Source organism: Streptomyces sp. NPDC021019 (genome assembly GCF_044333295.1).
In the GTDB taxonomy this organism is placed as follows: domain Bacteria; phylum Actinomycetota; class Actinomycetes; order Streptomycetales; family Streptomycetaceae; genus Streptomyces.
Genome location: NZ_JBIRQR010000003.1, coordinates 705,422 through 725,770 on the forward strand (window position 1 = coordinate 705,422; position 20,349 = coordinate 725,770).

The 20,349-nt window shown below is 72.1% G+C and carries 14 protein-coding genes and 1 pseudogene; 12 read left to right on the forward strand and 3 right to left on the reverse strand.

Annotation, left to right across the window (positions count from 1 at the left end; all coding sequences use genetic code 11):
• Positions 1 to 122: 122 nt before the first annotated feature.
• Positions 123 to 1,388 carry an MFS transporter gene (locus tag ACH4RG_RS20665; protein ID WP_397927294.1) on the reverse strand — a complete coding sequence of 422 codons (1,266 nt, stop codon included), beginning with the start codon at positions 1,386 to 1,388 and terminating at the stop codon, positions 123 to 125.
• Positions 1,389 to 2,162: 774 nt separating this feature from the next.
• Between ACH4RG_RS20665 and ACH4RG_RS20670 the strand changes: the two genes are divergently transcribed.
• The 11 genes and pseudogenes from ACH4RG_RS20670 (at position 2,163) to ACH4RG_RS20720 (ending at position 12,646) form a co-directional block, all read left to right on the forward strand.
• The gene (locus ACH4RG_RS20670; RefSeq protein WP_398539941.1) at positions 2,163 to 3,092 is read left to right on the forward strand and encodes an acetaldehyde dehydrogenase (acetylating); all 930 of its coding nucleotides are present in this window, start codon (positions 2,163 to 2,165) and stop codon (positions 3,090 to 3,092) included.
• Positions 3,089 to 4,102 carry a 4-hydroxy-2-oxovalerate aldolase gene (gene dmpG / locus ACH4RG_RS20675; RefSeq protein ID WP_397917821.1) on the forward strand — a complete coding sequence of 338 codons (1,014 nt, stop codon included), beginning with the start codon at positions 3,089 to 3,091 and terminating at the stop codon, positions 4,100 to 4,102. The genes ACH4RG_RS20670 and dmpG overlap by 4 nt, the downstream gene beginning before the upstream one ends.
• Positions 4,103 to 4,143: 41 nt before the next feature.
• Complete coding sequence (locus ACH4RG_RS20680) at positions 4,144 to 5,013, forward strand: cupin-like domain-containing protein (protein ID WP_397927295.1); 870 nt, start codon at positions 4,144 to 4,146, stop codon at positions 5,011 to 5,013.
• A complete protein-coding gene (locus tag ACH4RG_RS20685) occupies positions 5,010 to 6,266 on the forward strand; it encodes an aminotransferase class I/II-fold pyridoxal phosphate-dependent enzyme (RefSeq protein WP_397917823.1) in 1,257 nt (418 codons plus the stop codon). The genes ACH4RG_RS20680 and ACH4RG_RS20685 overlap by 4 nt, the downstream gene beginning before the upstream one ends.
• Complete coding sequence (locus ACH4RG_RS20690) at positions 6,263 to 7,132, forward strand: HpcH/HpaI aldolase/citrate lyase family protein (protein ID WP_397917824.1); 870 nt, start codon at positions 6,263 to 6,265, stop codon at positions 7,130 to 7,132. Before ACH4RG_RS20685 ends, ACH4RG_RS20690 begins: the two co-directional genes overlap by 4 nt.
• Entirely contained in the window at positions 7,129 to 8,154 is a 1,026-nt protein-coding gene (locus ACH4RG_RS20695) for an ornithine cyclodeaminase family protein (protein ID WP_398539942.1), read from the forward strand. Before ACH4RG_RS20690 ends, ACH4RG_RS20695 begins: the two co-directional genes overlap by 4 nt.
• The gene (locus ACH4RG_RS20700; RefSeq protein ID WP_397917826.1) at positions 8,141 to 9,499 is read left to right on the forward strand and encodes a hypothetical protein; all 1,359 of its coding nucleotides are present in this window, start codon (positions 8,141 to 8,143) and stop codon (positions 9,497 to 9,499) included. Before ACH4RG_RS20695 ends, ACH4RG_RS20700 begins: the two co-directional genes overlap by 14 nt.
• Positions 9,500 to 9,585: 86 nt before the next feature.
• Positions 9,586 to 10,137: pseudogene (locus tag ACH4RG_RS20705) on the forward strand (MaoC family dehydratase); the annotation flags it as partial.
• 111 nt (positions 10,138 to 10,248) lie between these two features.
• Positions 10,249 to 10,698: a nuclear transport factor 2 family protein gene (locus tag ACH4RG_RS20710; RefSeq protein ID WP_398540033.1), complete on the forward strand. Its 450-nt coding sequence runs from the start codon at positions 10,249 to 10,251 to the stop codon at positions 10,696 to 10,698.
• On the forward strand, positions 10,695 to 11,903 hold the full coding sequence (locus ACH4RG_RS20715) for an MFS transporter (RefSeq protein WP_398539943.1): 1,209 nt from the start codon (positions 10,695 to 10,697) through the stop codon (positions 11,901 to 11,903). The genes ACH4RG_RS20710 and ACH4RG_RS20715 overlap by 4 nt, the downstream gene beginning before the upstream one ends.
• A 77-nt stretch (positions 11,904 to 11,980) precedes the next feature.
• Positions 11,981 to 12,646: a TOPRIM nucleotidyl transferase/hydrolase domain-containing protein gene (locus ACH4RG_RS20720; protein WP_397927299.1), complete on the forward strand. Its 666-nt coding sequence runs from the start codon at positions 11,981 to 11,983 to the stop codon at positions 12,644 to 12,646.
• Between the two features lie 300 nt (positions 12,647 to 12,946).
• Here ACH4RG_RS20720 and ACH4RG_RS20725 read toward each other — a convergent pair whose 3' ends face one another.
• Together ACH4RG_RS20725 and ACH4RG_RS20730 are read right to left on the reverse strand one after the other, a co-directional pair.
• The gene (locus tag ACH4RG_RS20725) at positions 12,947 to 13,648 is read right to left on the reverse strand and encodes a hypothetical protein (protein WP_398539944.1); all 702 of its coding nucleotides are present in this window, start codon (positions 13,646 to 13,648) and stop codon (positions 12,947 to 12,949) included.
• Positions 13,649 to 13,736: 88 nt separating this feature from the next.
• On the reverse strand, positions 13,737 to 17,735 hold the full coding sequence (locus ACH4RG_RS20730; protein WP_398539945.1) for a hypothetical protein: 3,999 nt from the start codon (positions 17,733 to 17,735) through the stop codon (positions 13,737 to 13,739).
• A 1,030-nt stretch (positions 17,736 to 18,765) separates the two neighbouring features.
• Here ACH4RG_RS20730 and ACH4RG_RS20735 point away from each other — a divergent pair.
• Positions 18,766 to 20,334, forward strand: a complete 1,569-nt coding sequence (locus ACH4RG_RS20735) for an AbfB domain-containing protein (RefSeq protein WP_397927302.1) — start codon at positions 18,766 to 18,768, stop codon at positions 20,332 to 20,334.
• Positions 20,335 to 20,349: the final 15 nt, after the last annotated feature.

Genomic DNA, 20,349 nt, shown 5'->3' on the forward strand with positions numbered 1-20,349 from the left:
GTGTCCCTTTCCAAGATGGGCCGTGCGTTCGGCACGGTGCCGCGTTCGGTGCGGTGCGGTCCGGGGCGCTGCCGTGCTCAGTGCCGTGACGGCGTCCCGCGGCGCGCCGGACGGCTGCCCGCTCAGTCCGTTTCCGTCGTGCGCGGAGCCGGGGCGGCGCGGGTGATCCACCGGCGGCGGGCGCCCACGAGGAGCCCCGTCGCGACCACCGCCATGACGACCGCGCCGGCCCCGAACACGGCGCGGGTGCCGACCTCCGCGGCGACGAACCCGCCGGCCGCCGCACCGACGGGCAGACCGCCCCAGGCCACGAGCCGGTACACGCTGTTCGCCCGACCGAGCAGGTGCTGCGGCACCAGGGTCTGCCGCAGCACGACCACGACGACGTTCCATGTCACCGTCCCGCAGGCGAAGATCGCGAGGGCCACGCCGGCCGCGTACATCGAGGGCACGGCGGCGAGCACCGTCTCGCTCGTGGTGATCAGGACGGCGGTGGCGACCAACGCGCCTTCCCGGCCGAGCCGTTCCGTCAGCGCGGGCGCGAAGCGTGAGGCCAGAACGGCTCCCACCGCCTGGCAGGCGAGCAGGACGCCGTACCCGAACGGCCCCAGGCCGAGCTCCTTCCCGCTGTGCACCACGAGGACCGCGAGCATCGCGCTTCCGGCGAGGTTGATCAGACAGGACACCAGGGCGAGGCTGCGCAGCAGATGATGCGAGAACAGCCATCTGGCGCCGGCCAGCATCTCCTGCATCACGCCGGACCTGTCCGGTGCACGCTCGACGGGCCTGGTGCGGCGGATGCGGCTGATCAGGACGGCGGAGCACAGGAAGGTGGCCGCGTCCACGCCGAAGGGCAGGGCCGTCGCCACACCGAACATCAGCGCGCCGAGAAGCGGGCCGATGAAGCCGGTGCCGGCCTCCTGCGCGGCCATGATGCGCGCGTTGGCGGTGGAGAGACCCGCCTGCGGGGTGATGAAGGGTACGAGTACCTGGGCCGCGTTGCGGCAGAGGACCTCGCCGACGCCGAGCAGGAACATGCAGACGTAGAGCAGCGGCAACCCGCCCCAGCCACCGAGGATCCCGAGGGTGAGCACCGCCAGCAGGACGGCCCGGCCGACGTCGACGCGCACCATCATCGCCCGGATGTCGACGCGGTCCACCAGCAACCCCGCCGGGATGCCGAACAGCAGGAAGGGCGCGGTGAAGGCGACCGAGGCCGCGCCGATCAGGCGGGGGTCGTCGGTCAGACGGGTGGCCAGCAGGGGCGCGGCGGCGATGGTGGCCCCGTCACCGAGCGACGACACCGCGGCGGACCACCACAGCCGGGAGAAGTCACGTCCCAGAACGGGTCGTTGAGCGTCGGCCTTGTCGGTCGTCGACGCGGTCATGAGAGCGCGTGGCAGCGCAACCCGCAGTACATTGCCTCCCCCTTCGATGTGGCTGCCCGCCGGCGACGCCCCACCAGCCCGTCGTCGCGCGCCGAGACCCGCACAGCCAGGTGCACGGGGTTCCCGAGAGTAGTCGGCGTCCGCGGTGGAGTCGAGGGAAGGATCAGGTCCTGCGGGGAACGGCACGCATCCGCCGCTCACATGCCCGGGACGGAGCCGCCGGGCGCCTCCCCGGAAGATCAACCCATTCATGAATGAGGGGGGTTGTGTCCTGCGGTCTTCTGATATGTTCGCCGCCGCTGGGCGGGTGAATCGGCGGCCGGCGACGTGCATGCATGGGAGGACATGCCGTCAGCGGGGCTTCAACACACCGAGTCAAGCCTCCGGTTCGCGCTCACGGCCGATTTTTTCGGCGCGACGACATGCGGCCGGTGACTCCTCGTCTCCCAGCGCGACCGCGCAACGCGTCACTGACGCCTCACCTCTCGGCAGCCGACCGGCACAGACGACTGATCGACGGCTGCGCGAGGCACGCGGGAGAGGCGTCGTGACCCGACCGCGTCGGTACACGGTCCGGAACGGACGGAGATCCCGGTGAGGCACCTGGCCGCCCGCGGCCAGGACCGCCACGGAGCAGCCGCGCGCAGACGGAAGGGTGGGAACAACGTTCATGAGAACCTACGAACCCGACACGGCGAGACAGACGACCGGCGCCCGCCGTCGCCACGCACATCATGCGCCGGCCCCCCGCCTCCGGTGCCCCGGAGGCATCCGTTGAGTCTCGCCGCGGGCCTGACGAACTCCCGTCCGGACATCGTCGAGACCGTGACGGTCGCCGTCATCGGCACCGGGGCGATCGGGCGGGACCTGGTCAGCAAGATCGACCGGTCGCCCGGACTGGACTGCCGGCTGGTCGCCGGACGCCGTCCCGAGTCGGCGGGCCTGCGGTACGCCGAGAGCCTCGGCTGCCCCACCGACGCCGCCGGCATCGAGGCCGTACTGGCGGCGCCGATTCCGTTCGACGTCGTCTTCGACGCCACCAGCGCCGCGTCCCACCGGGAGCACTGGCCGCTGCTGGAGCCGCTCGGGACGCTGGTGATCGACCTGACCCCCAGCAAGGTCGGGCAGATGGTGGCGCCCACCGTGACCGGGGTCGCGGCCGAGGCCGCGCGCAACGTCAATCTGATCAGCTGCGGAGGCCAGGCGTCCGTTCCGGTCGTGCACGCGCTCGCGGCCCGGTTCCCGGTGACGTACCTGGAAGTCGTGTCGACCGTGGCCAGTGATGTGGCCGGCCGCGCGACCAGGCTGAACCTCGACGAGTACGTGACGGCCACCGGTCACGCCGTGACGACGTTCTCCGGTGTGAGCGACGTCAAGGTGATCCTCAACATCAGCCCGGCGGTGCCGCCGGCCACCTTCCGCACCGTCATCCACGCCCGGGTGCCCGACGCCGATGCGGCGGCGGTGCGAGCGGTGGTCGACCGGGCCGCCGAGCAGGTGCGGTCCTTCGCCCCCGGGTACGAGGTCGTCGCCTGCACCGCCGCCGACGACCTGGTGACGATCGTCCTCAAGGTCACGGCGCACAGCGACGTCCTGCCCCCGTACGCGGGGAACCTCGACATCATCAACGCCGCAGCCGTCCTGGTCGCCGAGCAGTACGCGACCCGGCCGGACCGGGTGTCCCGGACGGGAGTGCCGTCGTGAAACAGGTGGTGATCCACGATCCGACGTTGCGCGACGGCCAGCACGCCGTCCGCCACCAGCTCGGCCTGACCGCACTGCGCCGCTACGCGGAAGCGGCGGACGCGGCGCGGATCCCGGTGGTGGAGGTCGGCCACGGCAACGGTCTGGGCGCCTCCTCGTTGCAGGTGGGGCTTGCCGCGGCGACCGACGACGAGATGCTGTCGACGGTCCGCGAGGCGCTGAGCCACAGCCGGTTGGGCACCTTCATGCTGCCCGGCTGGGGGACCTCCGACGACCTCCGCCGGGCGATCGCCCACGGGGTCGACGTCTTCCGCGTCGGCGTACACGCCACCGAGGCGTCCTTGGCCGAACACCACCTGGGCTTCCTCCGGGACGCGGGCGCCGAAGCCCACTGCGTCCTGATGATGAGTCACATGGCCTCGCCGGACGAGCTCGCCGAGCAGGCCGCACGGGCCGTCGGATACGGGGCCCAGGGTGTCGGGATCATGGACTCCGCCGGGCACTTCCTCCCGCCCGACGTCACCGCGCGGATCGCCGCGATCGTCGAGGCGGTAGACACCGTCCCGGTGATCTTCCACGGGCACAACAACCTCGGAATGGCCGTCGCCAACTCGGTGGCCGCCGCCCACGCCGGCGCCCTGATCATCGACGGGTGCGCCCGTGGCTTCGGAGCCGGGGCGGGCAACACCCAGCTCGAAGTGGTGGTGCCGGTGCTGGAGCGGAGCGGGTTCGCCACCGGCATCGACCTGTACGCGCTGCTGGACGCCGCCGACCTGGCCGAGCGCGAACTCATGCCCGCCCCACCGGTCACCGCCTCGATGAGCATCGTCAGCGGTCTGGCCGGAGTCTTCTCCGGCTTCAAGCACCGGGTCGTCGAACTCTCCGGGGCCGCGGGTGTGGACCCGCGAGAAGTCTTCTTCGAACTCGGCCGGCGGCAGGCCATCGCCGGGCAGGAGGACCTGATCGTGGACGTGGTGGCGGAGTTGAGCGGCCGTGGGACCGACGGCTGACGCGGTAGGAGACCCGGCGAAGAGAGAGGAGGACCATCGACATGGCAGTTCCTGAAGCCGTGCCCGGGTCGAACGGGACAGCGGGTGTCGAGATCACCCGTATGTCGTTCGACGCGTTCCTGGCCATGGGCCCCCGGGGTCTGTACAAGGCCGACCGCCCCGTGGTGATCAAGCTGCCGGCGGGCGTGCAGGGACTCGGACGGGACGAGGTGGCCGCGCGCCTGGCCGAGATGACCGTCACCCTGTTCACCGAGCCGGGCGACAAGAACCACCCGGGGCGCTGGGAGACTCGGGACATCAAGCTCCGCGACTTCTTCGCGGACGAGCAGTACCTGACCAGCACGGACACCTGGCACCGGGTGGTTTCGAACATCCGCAGCAGTCCGGCCGACGTGAACGCCGTCATCGGATTCGACGCCGAGGAGTTCTTCGGCTACGGCGACAGCCTGTACGCGGCCAACCTGTGGATCAGCCACCGCGGCGTGTTCACCAAGAACCACTTCGACGAGTTCGAGAACTTCAACATCGCGCTCGAGGGCCGCAAGCGGTTCATCATCGCTCCACCGGGCGTTCGGGCCTACTACCCGCGGTCGGTACTGCGTGGGTTCGGCGACAAGTCGAACGTGGTCGACCTCGACGACGTCGACCTGGCGCGATACCCGAGGCTCGCGGCCAAGCTCGCCCAACGCCGCGACTTCGTCCTCGAACCGGGGCACATGCTCTACCTGCCGCTCGGCTGGTGGCACCAGGCCGAATCGCTGGACGAGCTGAACATCAACGTCAACTTCTGGCTCAAGTCCAAGAAGATCCTCCACCGGCCGCACGTACTCGGCGTCGCCCTGTACACGTACGCCTACCGGAGGCTCAAGGGCGTCTACAGCTACAGGCCCACCGAGGGGAACTCCCGATGAGCGAGCGCAGAACCATCACCCCCACCCACCGGTACCGCAACAACGACAAACTCATCGGGATCGGCAACGCCTTCTGGAACCAGTCCTACGAGAACGGGGTCGCCGGCATCGTCGGCGACCTGGAGGACGGCGTGTTCCACATGCCCGACGGGCATGAATTCGTCAACTTCACCGTCTGCTCCTACCTGGACCTGGACACCCACCCCAAGGTCATCGACGGCGCGGTCGCCTCGCTGCGCCGCTTCGGGGTGCTCGACCACTGCATCCCGCGCACCCGCGTCCAGACCCGGGTGCTGCTGGAGCTGGAGGAGTCGCTGGGCGAGCTGTTCGGCGCGATGGTCATCAGCGCCCTCTCCACCGCCGCGGCCAGCACCGGTCTGCTGCCGATGATCGCCTCGGGGCACCTGGGCAACGGCACCAGGCCGCTGATGGTCTTCGACAAGAACGCCCACGTCTCCCTCGCCCATGCCAAGCCGAGCTGCGCCGACGAGAGCGAGGTCGTGACCTGCGGCCATCACGACCTCGACTTCATCGAGGACATGTGCCGCACCTACGAACGCGTCTGTTACGTGGTGGACGGCTCGGACAGTCTCGGCGGCTACGCGCCCGTCGAGGAGCTGGCCGAACTCCAGGAGAAGTACAACCTCCTGGTCTTCTACGACGACTCGCACTCGCTGTCCGCGTACGGCGAGCGCGGCATCGGCTACGTGCGCACCCACTCCCCGGTGCTCGACGAGCGGACCATCACCGTGGCGACCCTGACCAAGGGGTTCGGCGCCGGAGGCACGGCGATCCTCCTGGACGGCTACCCCGAGGAGACGCGCCGGCTCGTCGAACGGTTCGCGGGCCCGCTGGGCTACTCGCAGAAGATGAACGCCGCCGCGGTCGGCGCGGCACTCGCCTCGGCCGAGATCCACCGCACCGAGGAACTCACCCGGCTGCAGGAGCGCCTGCGGTCCAACATCGCGCTGTTCGACTCGCTCGTCCTGACCGAGCAGGCCGACAGCACCTACCCGATCCGGGTGGTGCCGATGAGCGACGACACGGTCGTCGAGGCCGCCAAACAGGTCTTCGCGGCCGGGTTCTACACCTCACCCGTGTTCTTCCCGATCGTCGCACGCGGTACCGCCGGACTGCGGGTCATGCTGCGGGCCGGCCAGAGCGCCGACCAGATCAAGCGGCTCTGCACCGCGCTGACCGAGGCCGGGGCGCGCCCGGCGGGCGCCACGCTCCCCGGGGCGGTGAACCGGTGACCGGGGCGGCCAGGGCGATTCCGCGCAGCATCCTCTACACGCCGGCCCTGTCGCCGGAAAAGGTGATGAAGGCCTGGTCGTACGATGCGGACGTCCACCTGATCGACCTGGAGGACTCCGTACCGCCCGCCGACAAGCAGGCCGCCCGCACGGTCTGCCGGGCCGCGCTGGAGAAGACCCCGAGACCGGAACACGTCGCCGTGCGGATGAACGAACTCGGCAGCCTCGCGGGGGTCCAGGACGTCCTGATGCTGGCCGAGGGCCCGGTGCGGCCCGGCCTCGTCCTGATGACGATGGTGACCTCGGCGGACGAGGTCGACCTGCTGCGCCGGATGCTGGCCTCGGCCGGCGCGTCCCCCGAGATCTACGTGACCGTGGAGACGGTCGAGGCGGTCACCCGCATCGACTCCATCGCGCGCTCCGCCGACGGCCTGGTGCTCGGCTCGGCCGACCTGGCCGCCACACTCGGTGTCGACATCAGCTGGGAGGCCATGCTGGCCGCCCGGCAGGCGATGGCGATGGCCTGCGCCCGGTACGGCACGGCGTGCGTCGACACCGCCAACTACCGGCTCGCCGAACCGGCGGTCCTCGCCGATGAGACCACCCGGGCGCGGGCGCTCGGCTTCCACGGCAAGGCGACGGTGCACCCGGGCGAACTCGACGTGATCAACCGTCTCCTGCGGCCCCGGCCCGAAGAGCTGGGGCAGGCCCGCCGAGTGGTGGAGGCCGTGACGGCGGCCGACGGCGGGATCGCCGTCCTGGAGGGCAACATGGTCGGCCCGCCGTTCGCCCGGCTGGCCCGCACCACCGTGGCGCGCGACGACGCCTGGACGAGCCGGTTCGGCCGCGCCGGAGGAACCGCGTGAGCGCGCCGGTGATGGTCCGGGCCGCCGACATGGCCGGAACCCGGCGGATGCTCCGCGTGGTCGACGTGCTCGGCGAGATGTTCGTCGACCTGGCCGCCGGCCGCACCCGCTCCCCGGCCCGCACGGTGCTCGAGCACGGCGACCGGCGCGTCCTCCTGGTCAGCCCCGCCGTCTGGGAGCGGCGCGCGGTGGGCAGCGTCAAGGTCACCACGCTCACCCCCGAGAACCCGGTACGCGGGCTGCCGCTGATCCACGGAATCGTCGCGCTCACCGACCTGGAGACCGGGCAGATCACCGCCCTCCTGGACGGCGCCCAACTCACCGCCGTCCGCACCGGCGCCGTCGCCGCACTGGCGACCCGCTGCTGCACTCCCGACGACGCCGACGACCTGGCGGTGATCGGCGCGGGGGTCCAGGCAGACGCCCTGGTCCGGGCGGTGACGGCGGTGCGCCCGATCCGTAACCTCCGCCTGCACTCGCGCACGCGCGCGCGGGCCGAGCAACTCGCCGACCGGGTCCGCGACATCGCACCGGGAACCGTCCGCGTGACGGTCTGCGACACCGCGAGGGACGCCGTCACCGACGCGGCGATCATCTGTACGGCCACCTCGACCGACGACGGCACCCCCGTGGTGGAGGCGGACTGGGTGACCCCCGGGGCGCATGTGAACGTGATCGGCGGAACCCACCCGGACGCCGTCGAACTGGCCCCCGCCCTGCTGGCCGACGCCGTGACCGTCGTCGAGGACCGGACCGCGGCGCTGGACGGCGCGGGGGAGATCCGGGCCGCACTGGCCGCCGGCCTGATCAAAACCGAGGACCTGTACGAACTGGGCGGCCTGGTCAGCGGCGCGGTCGACGTCACCGGCCGGACCACGGTCCTGCGGACGGTCGGCCTGGCCATCGAGGACACCGCCGCCGCGGTGGCGCTGTTCGAGGAGCGCCGTACGAACGGGCAGGAAACCGGCGGCCCGGCCGCCGTTGTGCCGACAGAGGAGGGAACGCCGGATGGACACGCATGAGGACCTCGGTCCGGGACAGGGGCACCCGTGGTTCGGCCGCCACCGGCTGAGGCCCGCCGCGTCGGCGGACGCGATCCGGCGGATGCTGCGGCACGAGCTGCGGGACACCGGCTGGCCGTACCAGAAGGTCCTTCCCGCGGCGCCGCTGGCGATCCCGCGCGCGTCCTACGCCGAGATCTTCCGGGTGAGCGTCGCGCTGGTCGATCTGCTGCGCCGTGCCGCCCTGGAGAGCGGGCACACCACCGCCGACCGGCTGACCGCCTACGGGATGCCCGCCACCGAGGACCGGCTGTGGATGCGGGACCCGTTCGTCGAGGAGCGGTACGCCGACTCCGTGGTCCGCCCGGATCTGGTCATCGGGCCCGACGGGCCGCAGTTCCTGGAGTTCAACGTCAGCGGTGCGCTCGGGGGCGTGGTCGAGACCCAGAGCCGTCTGGCCGTGTGGCGCGCGCTGCACGCCGACGAGGAGGGCCGGGCCCCGTTCCGTTCCCCGAACCCGTTCGCTGTACGCGCCGAGATGTTCCGGTCGCTCAGCGCGGAGACGGCGGTGGCGCCGAGGGTGGCCGTCGTCGGCAGCGCCCGGGTGACCGGCGTGGAGCGACGGTACTTCGAGATGGAGGCCGACCACTACAACAGCCACGGCCTGACCGCACGCTTCTTCGAACCGGAGGAGCTGTCGGAGGCGTGGGACTGCGCCCCGCACCTGCGCTATCCGGTGGGACTGCGGAACTTCACCATTCCGGACTGGCTCGACGCGGGCCTCGACACCGCCCCGGTCCAGGACGCCCTGGACCACGGCTGCCTGCTCGTGGGCACCCAGACATCGACGTTCCTGCACAGCAAGCTCACCATGGGGCTCCTGTCGGAGGGCCGGCCCTGGATGACCGAGGGCGAGCGCGGGCTCATCGCGCGGTACCTGCCGTGGACGCGGATCCTCTCCGAGCGCAGGACCGACCGCGAGGGACACCAGGTCGACCTGGTGCCGTTCGTGCTGAAGAACCGCGAGCGGCTGGTGCTCAAGGCCGCCCTCGGGGAGAGCGGACAGCAGGTGATCATCGGCCGCGAAGCCGATCAGGCCGCGTGGGAGTCAGCCGTCGGTGAGGCCGTCCAGGGCCGCACCAGCGTCGTGCAGGAGTTCGTGGAGCCGGGGACCTGCCGGGTCGCGCTGATCGCCGACGGGGTGGACGAGCCGTACGACGCCGACGTCGCCCCGGTGCTGGGGCCCCTTGTCTTCGGCGGCCGGCCGGCCGGGCTGTTCTGCCGGTTCTTCGGCGACGGTTCCGCCGGGATCGTCAGCGTCCGGGGCGGCACGAGCAGCTCCGACAACGTGATGGTGGCGATCTGACCGCAGCACCGCTCACGCCCCGCCCCGCGAACCGGCGCGCCCCTCCGCGCCGACCTGATCAAGTGACATCACCGGAGAGATGCCGCATGACCCTGCGTCACGTCAAGGACAACGAGTACGTCGAGGAACACGGCGGGGACTACGAGGACTTCGCGCCGGGCATGGTGATCCGGCACTGGCCGGGCCGTACCCTCTCCGAGGCCGACAACACCTGGCTGACGCTGCTGACGATGAACCAGCACCCGCTCCACTTCGACCAGCACTACGGCGCAGGCGCCGAGTACGGAAGGGTCCTGGTGAACAGTGGCATCACGCTGTGCCTGGTCGGCGGGATGACCGTGCAGGCGCTGTCGGCGCGGGCGGTGGCCAACCTGGGCTGGGACAGGGTCCGTCTGAAGAGCCCCGTCTTCGTCGGCGACACCCTCTACGCGACGAGCCGCGTCCTCGACAAGCGGCTGTCCCGGTCCCGGCCGGGGCAGGGCATCATCACGGTGGAGACGACCGGCACGAAGTCGACCGGGGAGGCCGTCATCGTCTTCGAGCGGTCCTTCATGGTCCGCTGCCGTGAGCTGCCCGAACCACCGACGGGCCAGGAGCCCGAGGAAGCGACGGCCGCTGTCGAGGCAGGCCCGCCCGCGAGCGCACGCAACCGCCGGTCCCTTACCGCCCCGGGCCCGTTCGGTTCCCGGGCGGCCCCGCCCGGCCGCCCAGGAACTGCGACCCGTGTGCCCCCTGGCTACGCTCGAACCATGGAAGACAGCGGAGCCGCCTCCGGGCCACCGCCGAAGGGTGCCGACGCCCAGGACCCCGCGGTGGAGGCCCGGCTCGTCGCCCTGGTGGAGGAGTGGTCCGCCGCGATCGTCTCGAACGACGTGCCGCGGATCAGCGCCTTCATGGCGGACGAATGGGCCATCGTCTCCGAGTCCGGCATCACGGACCGGGACGCGTTCCTCGGCTACGTCGCGTCCGGCGACCTGACCCACTCGGCGATGCGGGCCATCAGCCCGTCGAGGGTCCGCGTCCACCGGGACACCGCGACGGTCACCGCACGGATGACGAACACGGCCCACTACGGTGGCCGCCGCGTCGACGCCGACGAATGGGTCACGGACGTCTTCGTCCGGCGCGACGGCCGCTGGCTGTGCGTGCTCACCCACATCACCTCCGCCGCCCCGACGGACCCTCCGCCCGACGCATGAGCCGAAGGACAGTCGGCTCCGCGCACCGGAGGAAACGCCTCGGCTACCCGGCCGCGGCGGCCGTCTTCGCCATCGGTATGGCGGGCACCACGCTTCCCACACCGCTCTACGGCCTCTACCGGGACCGGCTCGGCTTCTCCGAGCTGATGGTGACCGTGGTGTTCGCCGTCTACGCCCTCGGAGTGATCGCCACCCTGCTGCTCGCCGGGAACGTCTCCGACGAGGCGGGGCGGCGGCCCGTCCTCCTGGCCGCCCTGGGCATCTCGGCGGCCAGTGCCCTCTGTTTCCTCTTCGAGGGCGGGCTCCCCGCCCTCTTCGCCGGACGTCTCCTCTCGGGGTTCGCCGCCGGACTCCTGAGCGGCGCGGCGACGGTCACCGTGATGGAACTGGCCCCGCCGGGACACGCGGCCCGGGCGGGGCTGGCCGCGACCGCCGCGAACATGGGCGGCCTGGGGTGCGGCCCGCTGCTGTCCGGGCTGCTCGCCGAGTACGCCCCCTGGCCCCTGCGGCTGCCCTTCGTCGTGCATCTGGCGCTGCTCGCCGTGGCCGCCGTACTGACCTGGTTCCTCCCGGAGACGGTCGCCTCCTCCCGGGTACGGGGAGTGCGGCTGCGGCCCCAGGGGCCGGCCGTCCCGCCCGCGGTGCGCGGCGTGTTCGCCACCTCGGCGCTGGCCGCCTTCGCCGGGTTCTCCCTGCTGGGCCTCTTCACCGCGGTGGCCCCCGCGTTCGTGGCCGAGACGCTCGACGTGCACAACCTGGCCCTGACGGGACTCCTCGTCTTCTCCGTCTTCCTCGCCTCGACGGCCGGGCAGGCGCTCATGGGGCGGGTCGGTGAACGGCGGGCCCTGCCGGGCGGCTGCTTCGTCCTGGTCGGGGGCCTTCTCCTGGTGGGCGCCTCGTTGCTCTTCACCTCGCTTCCCCTGCTCATCGCCGGTGCGCTGTGCGGCGGCCTCGGCCAGGGGCTCGCGTTCCGGGGCGCGGTGACGGCGATCAGCGCCGCCGCACCGGTCGAACACCGGGCCGCGACCGTGTCCGCCTTCTTCGTCATCGCCTACCTGGGCATCTCCCTGCCCGTGGTCGGCGTCGGCGCCCTCACCCTGGCCATCGGACTCAGGAACGCGGGAGTGACCTTCGCCGGCTGTGTCCTGGCGCTCGCCCTCGGCGTCGGCCTGTGCCTGGCGCGCAGGCCTCCCGCACCCCGCTGACGTACCCCGGGGCAGCGCCGGCCGACGTACCGGAAAACCCTTGCGGTGACCACCGACCACGGTGCGAGACTGGCTCCGTGGACACAGCGACGCGCTTCCGGCAGACGGTCGTCTCCTGGGCCGCGGGCGACGCGGACACGCCCGCGCCCGCCGAGGCCGGGGCCGCCCGTGAGCTGGCGGCCGACCTGAGCCTGCGCACCGTGGTGCTCGTCGAGGGCGTCAGCGACCGGGCGGCGGTCGAGGCCCTCGCCGAACGCCAGGGGCGCACCCTGAGCGCCGAGGGCGTCGTGGTCGTGCCGCTCGGGGGCGCCACCAGCATCACCCGCTATCTGCGCCTGCTGGGGCCCGACGGGCTCGACACCCGGCCCGCGGGCCTGTGCGACGCGGCGGAGCAGCGCTTCTTCGTCCGGGGCCTGGAGCGGACCGGCTTCGGCACCGCCCGGACCCCCGACGACCTGGCGGCGCTGGGCTTCTTCACCTGCCACGCCGACCTGGAGGACGAGCTGATCCGGTCACTCGGCACGGACGGCGTCCACCAGGTCATCGACGACCAGGGAGACCTGCGTACCTTCCGGCTCTTCCAGCGCCAGCCCGCACAGCGGGAGCGGACGGTCGAAGCACAGTTGCGGCGTTTCATGGGGACCATCGGCGGCCGCAAGGAACACTATGCGCGAGCGCTGACGGAAGCACTGGACCTCGCACGCCTGCCGGGACCGCTGGACGGACTCCTCTCCCACGTCTGACGGATGCCGCGCTGCGTGGCCGAGGACACCGCACCACCGAAGGGAAGACGGAGAGGGGCCGCTTCCGGCTGACCGCGACCCTGCCCGTCAACACCACCGCAGCCATGTGGATCCAGGCCGGTCGGGCCGAGGACGTCACCTACACCGGGGCCCGCTCCCTGCGGATGGAGGACGGCTGCGCGGTCTTCGCCGTCGGCTCCGGGCACCACCGATCCGCGGTCCGAGCGACCTCAGGGCGGCGTACAAGCGCCGTGTCCGCGACCGGCGGACGATCGCCGGCACGACGCGTGCCCCAGCGCCTCAGCCGCTGCTCAACTCTTCCGCCCAGTCGCCGAGTTCACGTACCTCCTGCTCCGTGAGGTGTCGCACCTCCCAGATCAGCGTCGCCACGTCCGCCACCTCCGGCGACGGCCCGGCGCTGCGTACCGGGCCGCTCACTCCGGTCAGCGCGGCCGGCACGGCGGCCGGCACGCCGAGCACGGCCGCGAAACCTCCGAGAAGCTCGGCGTCGAGTTCCTTCACGCCGTCGCGGACCATCCGGATGGTCGAGGCCGCTTTACAGACGCCCGACACCAGGCACATCGTCTCGGCGACGGCCGACGGGCTCAGATTGCGCAGAGCGAGCATGTGCACCAGGAGTGAGCCGAAGCCCGGCGGCCCGGGGGCGGCGGGGGGCCGCTCCAGCGTCCGTGCGGGACGCGGTTGTCCGGCCGCCGTCCGGGCGCGGATGAGCAGGCTCTGCCGGTCGGCGGGGGCGAGGGCGAGGGCATGCTGCACCAGCGACGGGACCCATCCGCCCGCTGTGCCCTCCAGGTCCAGCGCGGCCTCGGGCAGGGGCAGTCCGGCGACGAGGAAGACGTCGTGGTCGCGGAGACCGGCCCGTACGGCGAGGTCGTGCAGGTACGCCTCGCTCGGGGGATGCTCCGGGGGAGGGCTGACGTCCAGCCCGCGCGCGAGCCGTGCCAGGAGGACATCGGGGCCTGGACAGATCGAGGGATTCATCGGTGCCACCGTATCGGGAGAGTCGTCGTGCGGGTCGTGCCCGCGGGGGACGGCCGACGTGGGCCGTCCCCCGCGGGGCGGGAGCGGATCAGGGGTTCTTCTTGACGTAAAGCGTCCACGCCTTGTCCGGGAACACCCAGCCGTGCCCCAGGAAGGCCGCCTGGGTGATGTCCTTGAGCGAGGTGAATCCTTCCTTCTGCTGCGGCATGTAGTGGCCGGAGAAGTTCCTGACCCGGGTGATCAGACCGGCCGCGCCGACGTCGAATTCGCCCGCCATCAGCACGGGCTTCTTCTCGGCCAGCGACGTGTGACCGGGGTAGTCCTCGATCGCCTCCAGGTCGTCGACGCTCATGGCGCGCAGCGAGCCGTCGAGACGGACGACGAAGATGTAGTCGCCCGGCCTCAGGAAGGCGCCCGTCGGGATACCGGCGTCCGTCGGGACGGGACCCTGCGGAGTGTCGTCGACGCCCTTGCGGAAGGGCCACCAGACGTACGGGCCGCACTCCACGGCGGGATCGTCGGCGACGGCGGCGCTGCGGATCGGGACACCGCCCGGCACACCCGCCGCGGGCCCGCCCACGGGACCGGGACCCGCGGCGCTCTTGCCGCCCGTGCCCGGCTTGTCGTCCGTGAGGCACCTGGAGCCCTTCTTGACCTTCTCCAGTGCCTCCTCGAACTTCTTGACCTTCTTGCGTGCGGCAGCGGTCTTGTCCAGGAACGCGCTGATGCCCAGGAGGGCCTTGGTGATCTTGGGGATCTGCCCGAGGAGCTTCGCCGCCTTGAGGACCGGCAGGTTGGAGATGATCGCCCAGATACAGGTCGCGATGTCCGGATCGTCGACGCACTCCATGATGTCGCCGGCGACGAGTTCGACGAGGATCTCCGCCCCGTTCTCCAGGAGGTAGTCGAGGAGGTCCTTGCCGGCGAGCGCCTTCGCGGCCTCGTACTCATCCGCGGAGATCCCGGCTTCCTCGAGCGCCTGCTTCACCAGATCAGCGTTGGACTCCGGCGTCGTCGGAGCCGGCTCCCTGGCCGCCTCCTCCCGGGCCTTGCGCTCCTGCTCGCGCTGGTACGCCTCGGCCCGTTCCGCGGCGGCTTCGGCTTCCTTCGCGTAGGTGTCGGCCTTCTTGGCCGCCGCCTCCGCCGATGTGGCGTACTCCTCGGCGGACGTGGCGAGTTGCGCGGCGGCGGCCGCGTCCTTCTCCGCCTGGGTGGCGGCGGCCTGCGCGGCCGTGGCCTCCCGCTCGGCCAGCGACGCCGCGCTCGCCGCGGCGACGGCGTGGTTCTCCGCCTCGGTCGCCGCTGTCCGGGCCTGGACCGCCTCGGCCTCGGCCCGGGTGGCGGCCGTACGGGCCGCCGCCGCGTCGGCGAAGGCCTGGTCGGCCGCTTCACGGGCGGCCTTCGCGTCGGCCCGGGCCTGTACGTCGGCCCGGTCGGCGCTCGCCGCGGCCGCTCTGGCCTTGGCCCCGTCCTCGGCGGCGTCGGCCGCGGACCGCATGGCCGCGACGGACGAGCGTGCCGCGTCCGCCGAGGAACGCGCCGCCGCTGCCGCCGCCTTGAAGGCCGGAGCCACCTGGGCGTTGGCCAGCTTCGCGGCCGCCTCCGCCGCTTCGGCCGCGCTGACGGCCTCCGCGGCGCGGGCCTCCGCCTTGACGACCTCGGCCTGACCGAGTTCCAGCGCGGCCTCGGCCACCTCGGAGGCGAAGTCCGCGGCCAGGTCCGTCCCGGTGAACGGCGCGGTCAGGGAGATGGCCGTGTTCGCGGGGTCGGCGATGCCCGCCGCCGTGGAGCGGGCGGCTGCGGCGGCCTGAACGGCCACCCCGGACTGCACGCGTGCCATGGCCGCCTCACGGGTGGCCCCGTCGGCCTCGTCCCGGGTGCGATGGGCGGCCTGGAGGGCGTGGTTGGCCTCGACCACGGAGAGCCCGGCGAGGCGCGACGCCTCATGCGCCGCAGTGCCGGCACGGGCCTCCTGCGCGGTGGCCTCGGTCGCCTTGGCGTCGGCCCGCCGCGCGGCCGCCCGTGTGAGGGCCGCCTCGAACTCGGCCCGGTGCGCCGCCGCACCAGCCGCGGTGGCAGCGGCCTCGGCCTTGTTCGCGGCCGCGTTGGCCCGTGAGGCGTGCGCCGCGGCCTCCGCAGCGGCGGCCCGCGCCCTGCCCGCCGCGCCGTCCGCCTCGATGGCCGCCTGCCGCGACCTCACCGCCGCGCCCGAGGCGGCGTCGGCTGCCACTCGGGCCTGGCCCGCCGCGGTCTTCGCCGCGTTGGCCGCGGACCGCGCCTCCGTGGCCGCGTTCCGCGCCTCCTGGGCGTGTTCGGTGCCCTGCGAGGCCGCCGCCAGCGCCTCGGCCGCTCTGGCCCGTGCCTCCTCCGCGTTGTGCAGCCGCTCGGCATCGACCGCCTTGTCGCGTGCGGTGCGGGCGTTGCGCTCCTCACCCCGCGCCTTCTGGTCGGACTTCGCGGCGACGCCTTCCTGGGTCTGCGCCTCGGCCCGCTTCTGTGCGGCCGTGGCCGCGGCCGCCCGGGCCTCGGCCCGCTTGGCCGACGCGGTCCGCTGCTCGGCCTCGGCGCGCAGCCGCGCCTCGGCGGCGACGTTCCTCTCCTGCTCGGCCCGGACTCGCGCGGCGGCCGCCAGCTCCTGCTCCCGCTCGGCGACGGCCCGCTGGTCGGCGGCCACCTTCGCCTGGCGCTGGGCCTCGACGCGGGCATCACGCGTTCTCTGTGCGTGTGCCCAGGCGGCCTTCTCCGCCGCCTCGGCGTCGATCCGGGCCTGCCGGGCCCTGGCCGCGGCCGTGGCCGCGATCTGCGCCTGGCGCGCCGCGGCCCCGGCCAGCTGGGCCGCCGCCTTCGCGTGCTGCTCGGCGTTGGCCCGCCACTTGAGGGACTGCTGGGCGTGCAGCTCCGCCTCGTTGGCGGAGCCGAGTCCGGCGGCGTCGGCGGCGGTGGCGTCCACCGCGTGCTGGGCGGTGGCCGCCGCCGTGGCCGCGGCGTCGGCGGCCGCGGCGACGCCGGTGGCGACCTCCGACCACTGCACGCCGTGCGTCAGCCCGGTCTCGACCAGCACATCGGCCTGGACCTTGGCCTGGCCTGCGGCTACCTGGGCCGCCTTGGCGGCCCCAGCGGCGTTGCCGACCTGACGGGCGACCTCGGCCTTGACCGGCCTGTAGTCGGAGACCTTCTTGCCCGCCCGGTCCGCGTCCAGCAGCCGGTCCGCGGCGCGTGACTGCGCGGCGGCCGCACTCATCGCGTTCGAGGCTTCCTTGAGCGCCTTGACCGCGGCCCCGTGGGCGGTGATCAGCTTGGCACGGGCCACGGCGGCACGCGCGGTGTTCTCCGCCAGTTTGCGGAGCTTCTCCGCCGCCTCCAGGGCGTCCTGCTGCGCCTTCTCGTGGGCTGCCCGGTCGTCGGCGTCCTTGGCGGCGGCGGTCAGATAGCCCTTCTCGAGATACTCGGCAATCGCCTTGTCGTCGTTCGTGGCCAGGACGGCCCGCGCGGTCCGCTTGACCTCGGGGCCGCCGACGGCGACCAGCATCTCCACGCGCTTGCGGTTCTCGGCCGCGCGCTCCTGCTCGTTCTGCTCGGTCTCCTTGTCCCGTTGCCGGGCGATTTCCGCGCCGAACGCGAGGAAGTCGGCCCGGTCCCGGGCGTCACCCTTCAGAACCCGTTCCACCTCGGCGTTGAAGAAGGGGCCGCCGGTGTCGCGCAGCGCCTCGATCTTCGTCCGGTTGTCCCGGTCGACGGCTTCCCGCTTGTCCTTCGCCCGCTGCCGGGCCTCGGCCTCGCCGTGCTCCAGGAAGTCGCGGATCGCATGGGGGTCCGTGCTCTCCAGGGCCGCCCTGGCGGCTTCACGTACCTCTTCCTCCTCGTCGAACTCGGCGAAGTCCTCAACGAGTTGACGGTCACGGTCGGCGCTCAGCGCCTCCAGCTCCGTCGGTGCGGGTGGCGTGGGCGCGGGCCCGTCGGTCAGTGCGGTCACCAGCTGGCGCAGGGCCGTGGCGTCGGCCGGCGCGGTCGGGGAGGCGGCGGTCGCGGGTCCGGCCAGTCCGCCCAGCAGGGTCAGGGCCACGATCCCGGACACGACCTTGGGCACAGCTCCGCGCATGCGTCTGCGACGGCCTGGCGGTCGAAGTCTGCCTGACAAGGAAAGCCTCCAGAGAATGAGAATCCCCACCGGTCGTGAAGGAGTACCGGTCGGGAAGGAGTGCACGAGCGGCCGGGCATGCGGCGGACCGTCACGCGGGCATGCCGATGCCCTTCTCCGCGCGATCCCGGCCCGGGCCTTTACGTCGAAACGAAGCTGCGGATCGTTCCTTGTGGTGGGCGAGGAGAATTCCGACCGCGCGTCGGCCGCGGTGTGCGCCACAGACGCGGCGGTGAAGAGTGGGCGCGAAAACTACGCGTTACTCGTCAATTGCGTCGGCCGGGCCTACTCGTGGCCGCCTAGCCGCACCACGCCCGGCAGCACAGAAAATGAAGGGCCATCACGGCGCCTGGGCATACCTGTCGGTCATTGATTTCCCCCTGCGGCTCGGCGCTCCCCAGCGCGTGCGCGGTTCGCCGGAGTGCGATGACTCCGGCAATTCCCCTCCGGCGTGCCGACCGAGCAGGTCGGCTGCGTCACCGTAACCCCTGAGGGCGGCCACCGCAACGACCGCCCCGAGGCTGCCGGGGAACGAAGGCTCTTCGGAGATGGCTGGAAATCCTCTGTGCGGAAAGCGATCTGATGGCACATCACCTGTTGCCCGGACGGTGTGGCCGCCGTGGTCCCGGAGCCGCGCGCCCGATGCGCGCGAAGCCGATTCCGTACCGACACGGGGATTTCACCGAGAAGCGGTCACGGAGTCGCCGGCAGCTTGGCGCAGAAATATCGTTGCCGACTCCGACCCATTCCTAGTAAGGTCACCCTCGCATCCGGTTGAAACGGCTGGATTCGGGGGGAAATTAGTTCACGACCAGAGGGCCATTGGTGCTGCCAGCATTATTCCGTCGGGAATGACGACACGCTGACACTCCGTTTCTCTTCCGCTCCAGCCAGGAGCGGACGGTCCTTCCTGCGCCGATTTCACCCTGCACTCGTCAAGCCGTCCTCAGGCGGCGGCAGTAGGGATTGCCGAATCAGCATGAAGAAGAGATCTGTCCCGTCCTCGAGAGTGCGCCGGACCGTCAGGCGTGGCATCGTCACCACAACAGCCCTCGCCGCGGCTCTCGGTGCCGTCGGCCCGGGGGCCGTCGCCGTAGGCGCCACGGCCGAAGCATCCACCCGGGCCGCGGGCATCGGCACCACCGACACCCAGCGGGTGAACGCCGCGGCCGTGGTCCGCCTCGACCCGACCGCCGACGTACTCCTGCTCAGCGACTACGACTTCATCCACGCTCTGTGGCAGAAGGCCAGGGACGCCGGCGAACTGCTGGACTCGGTGCGCGTCGCAGCGGAGCAGGCGATGTTCAGCTCCGCCCCGGCCGACCACGTGACCTTCATCGTCACCGGCATCCACGACGCGTACCGGCTCGACCAGCAGCGCGAGCGGGACAAGGCCGAGGCCGAGCGCGCGGCCAGGCTCGCCAAGACGCAGGCGTTGCAGGTCGTGGGCATTCCCAGCACCCCCGAACTGCTGGCGCTGGGCGATGACAACTTCATCCGGGCCGTGATCAAGCACGACGCCGCGGGGCCCGAGGTCCGGGCAGCCGGCATCCGCGCCCTCGCCGGTGAGCCGGCGGAGTGGCGGGAGTACATCGTCAACGGCGTACGTGATGCCCACCGCACCGATATCGCCAACGAGCTGAAGGAGCTGGAGGAGAGAGACCGGGAAGAAGCGGAGCGACAGCGGGAGCTGGCAGCCCGGAAGACGGCGGCCGCTCTGTTCCGCATCACGGCGACGGAAGGCATGCTCGTCCTCAGCAGCGACAACTTCATCCGCGAGCTGATCCGCCAGGCGCCGGCCGACCTGCGCGGCTCCGAGCTGTACGCGGCGGCCCAGCGGGCCGTGCTGAGCCCGAGTCCGCAGGACTGGAAGGCGTTCATCCACACCGGGGCGGACGCGGCGTACAAGCTCGACGACGAGAACCGGCGCAAGAAGGCCGCCGAGGCCGACCGCCGGCTTGCCCTCCAGATCCAGGCCGCCGCCGAGAACGGCGGGGTGCACCCAGGCCTGGTGGCCGCTGCGAAGAAGGCGCTGGCGGGGTCGGACGAGCAGGTGGCGGCGTTCCTCAAGGAGGACACGCAGCACCGCCTGAAGCGCCAGTCCATCCAGTCCCTCGCCGCGGCCCATACCGGCTGGCACGTCCGTCAGTCCACCGTGGACAAGGGGGAGGCGTTCGTCACCCCCGTCGACAGCAGGAGCCCGCTGACGGACCGGCAGGACGCCACCTGGACGATCGTTCCCTCGCTCGCCGGCCTGCCCGGCTGCTGGTCGTTCGAGTCGGTCCGCAAGCCCGGCCACTACCTGATGACCACCGTGACCTCACTGAGGATCAAGCTCGCCGCCGACGACCGCACATCGGCGTTCCGTACCAGTGCCACCTGGTGCAAACGCAAGAACGGCACGTCGGCCGGGTTCGTCTGGGGCGTCGGCCCGGAGGAGCGCTGGCTGGTCAACGACCGCGGATCCCTGTACGCGGTCACGTCGAGAGTGGCGGGATGGATCGAGAAGGACGGCGTCTGGAAGGTCGCACCGCCCCTCGCCCCCTGATCCGCGTGCCCTCAG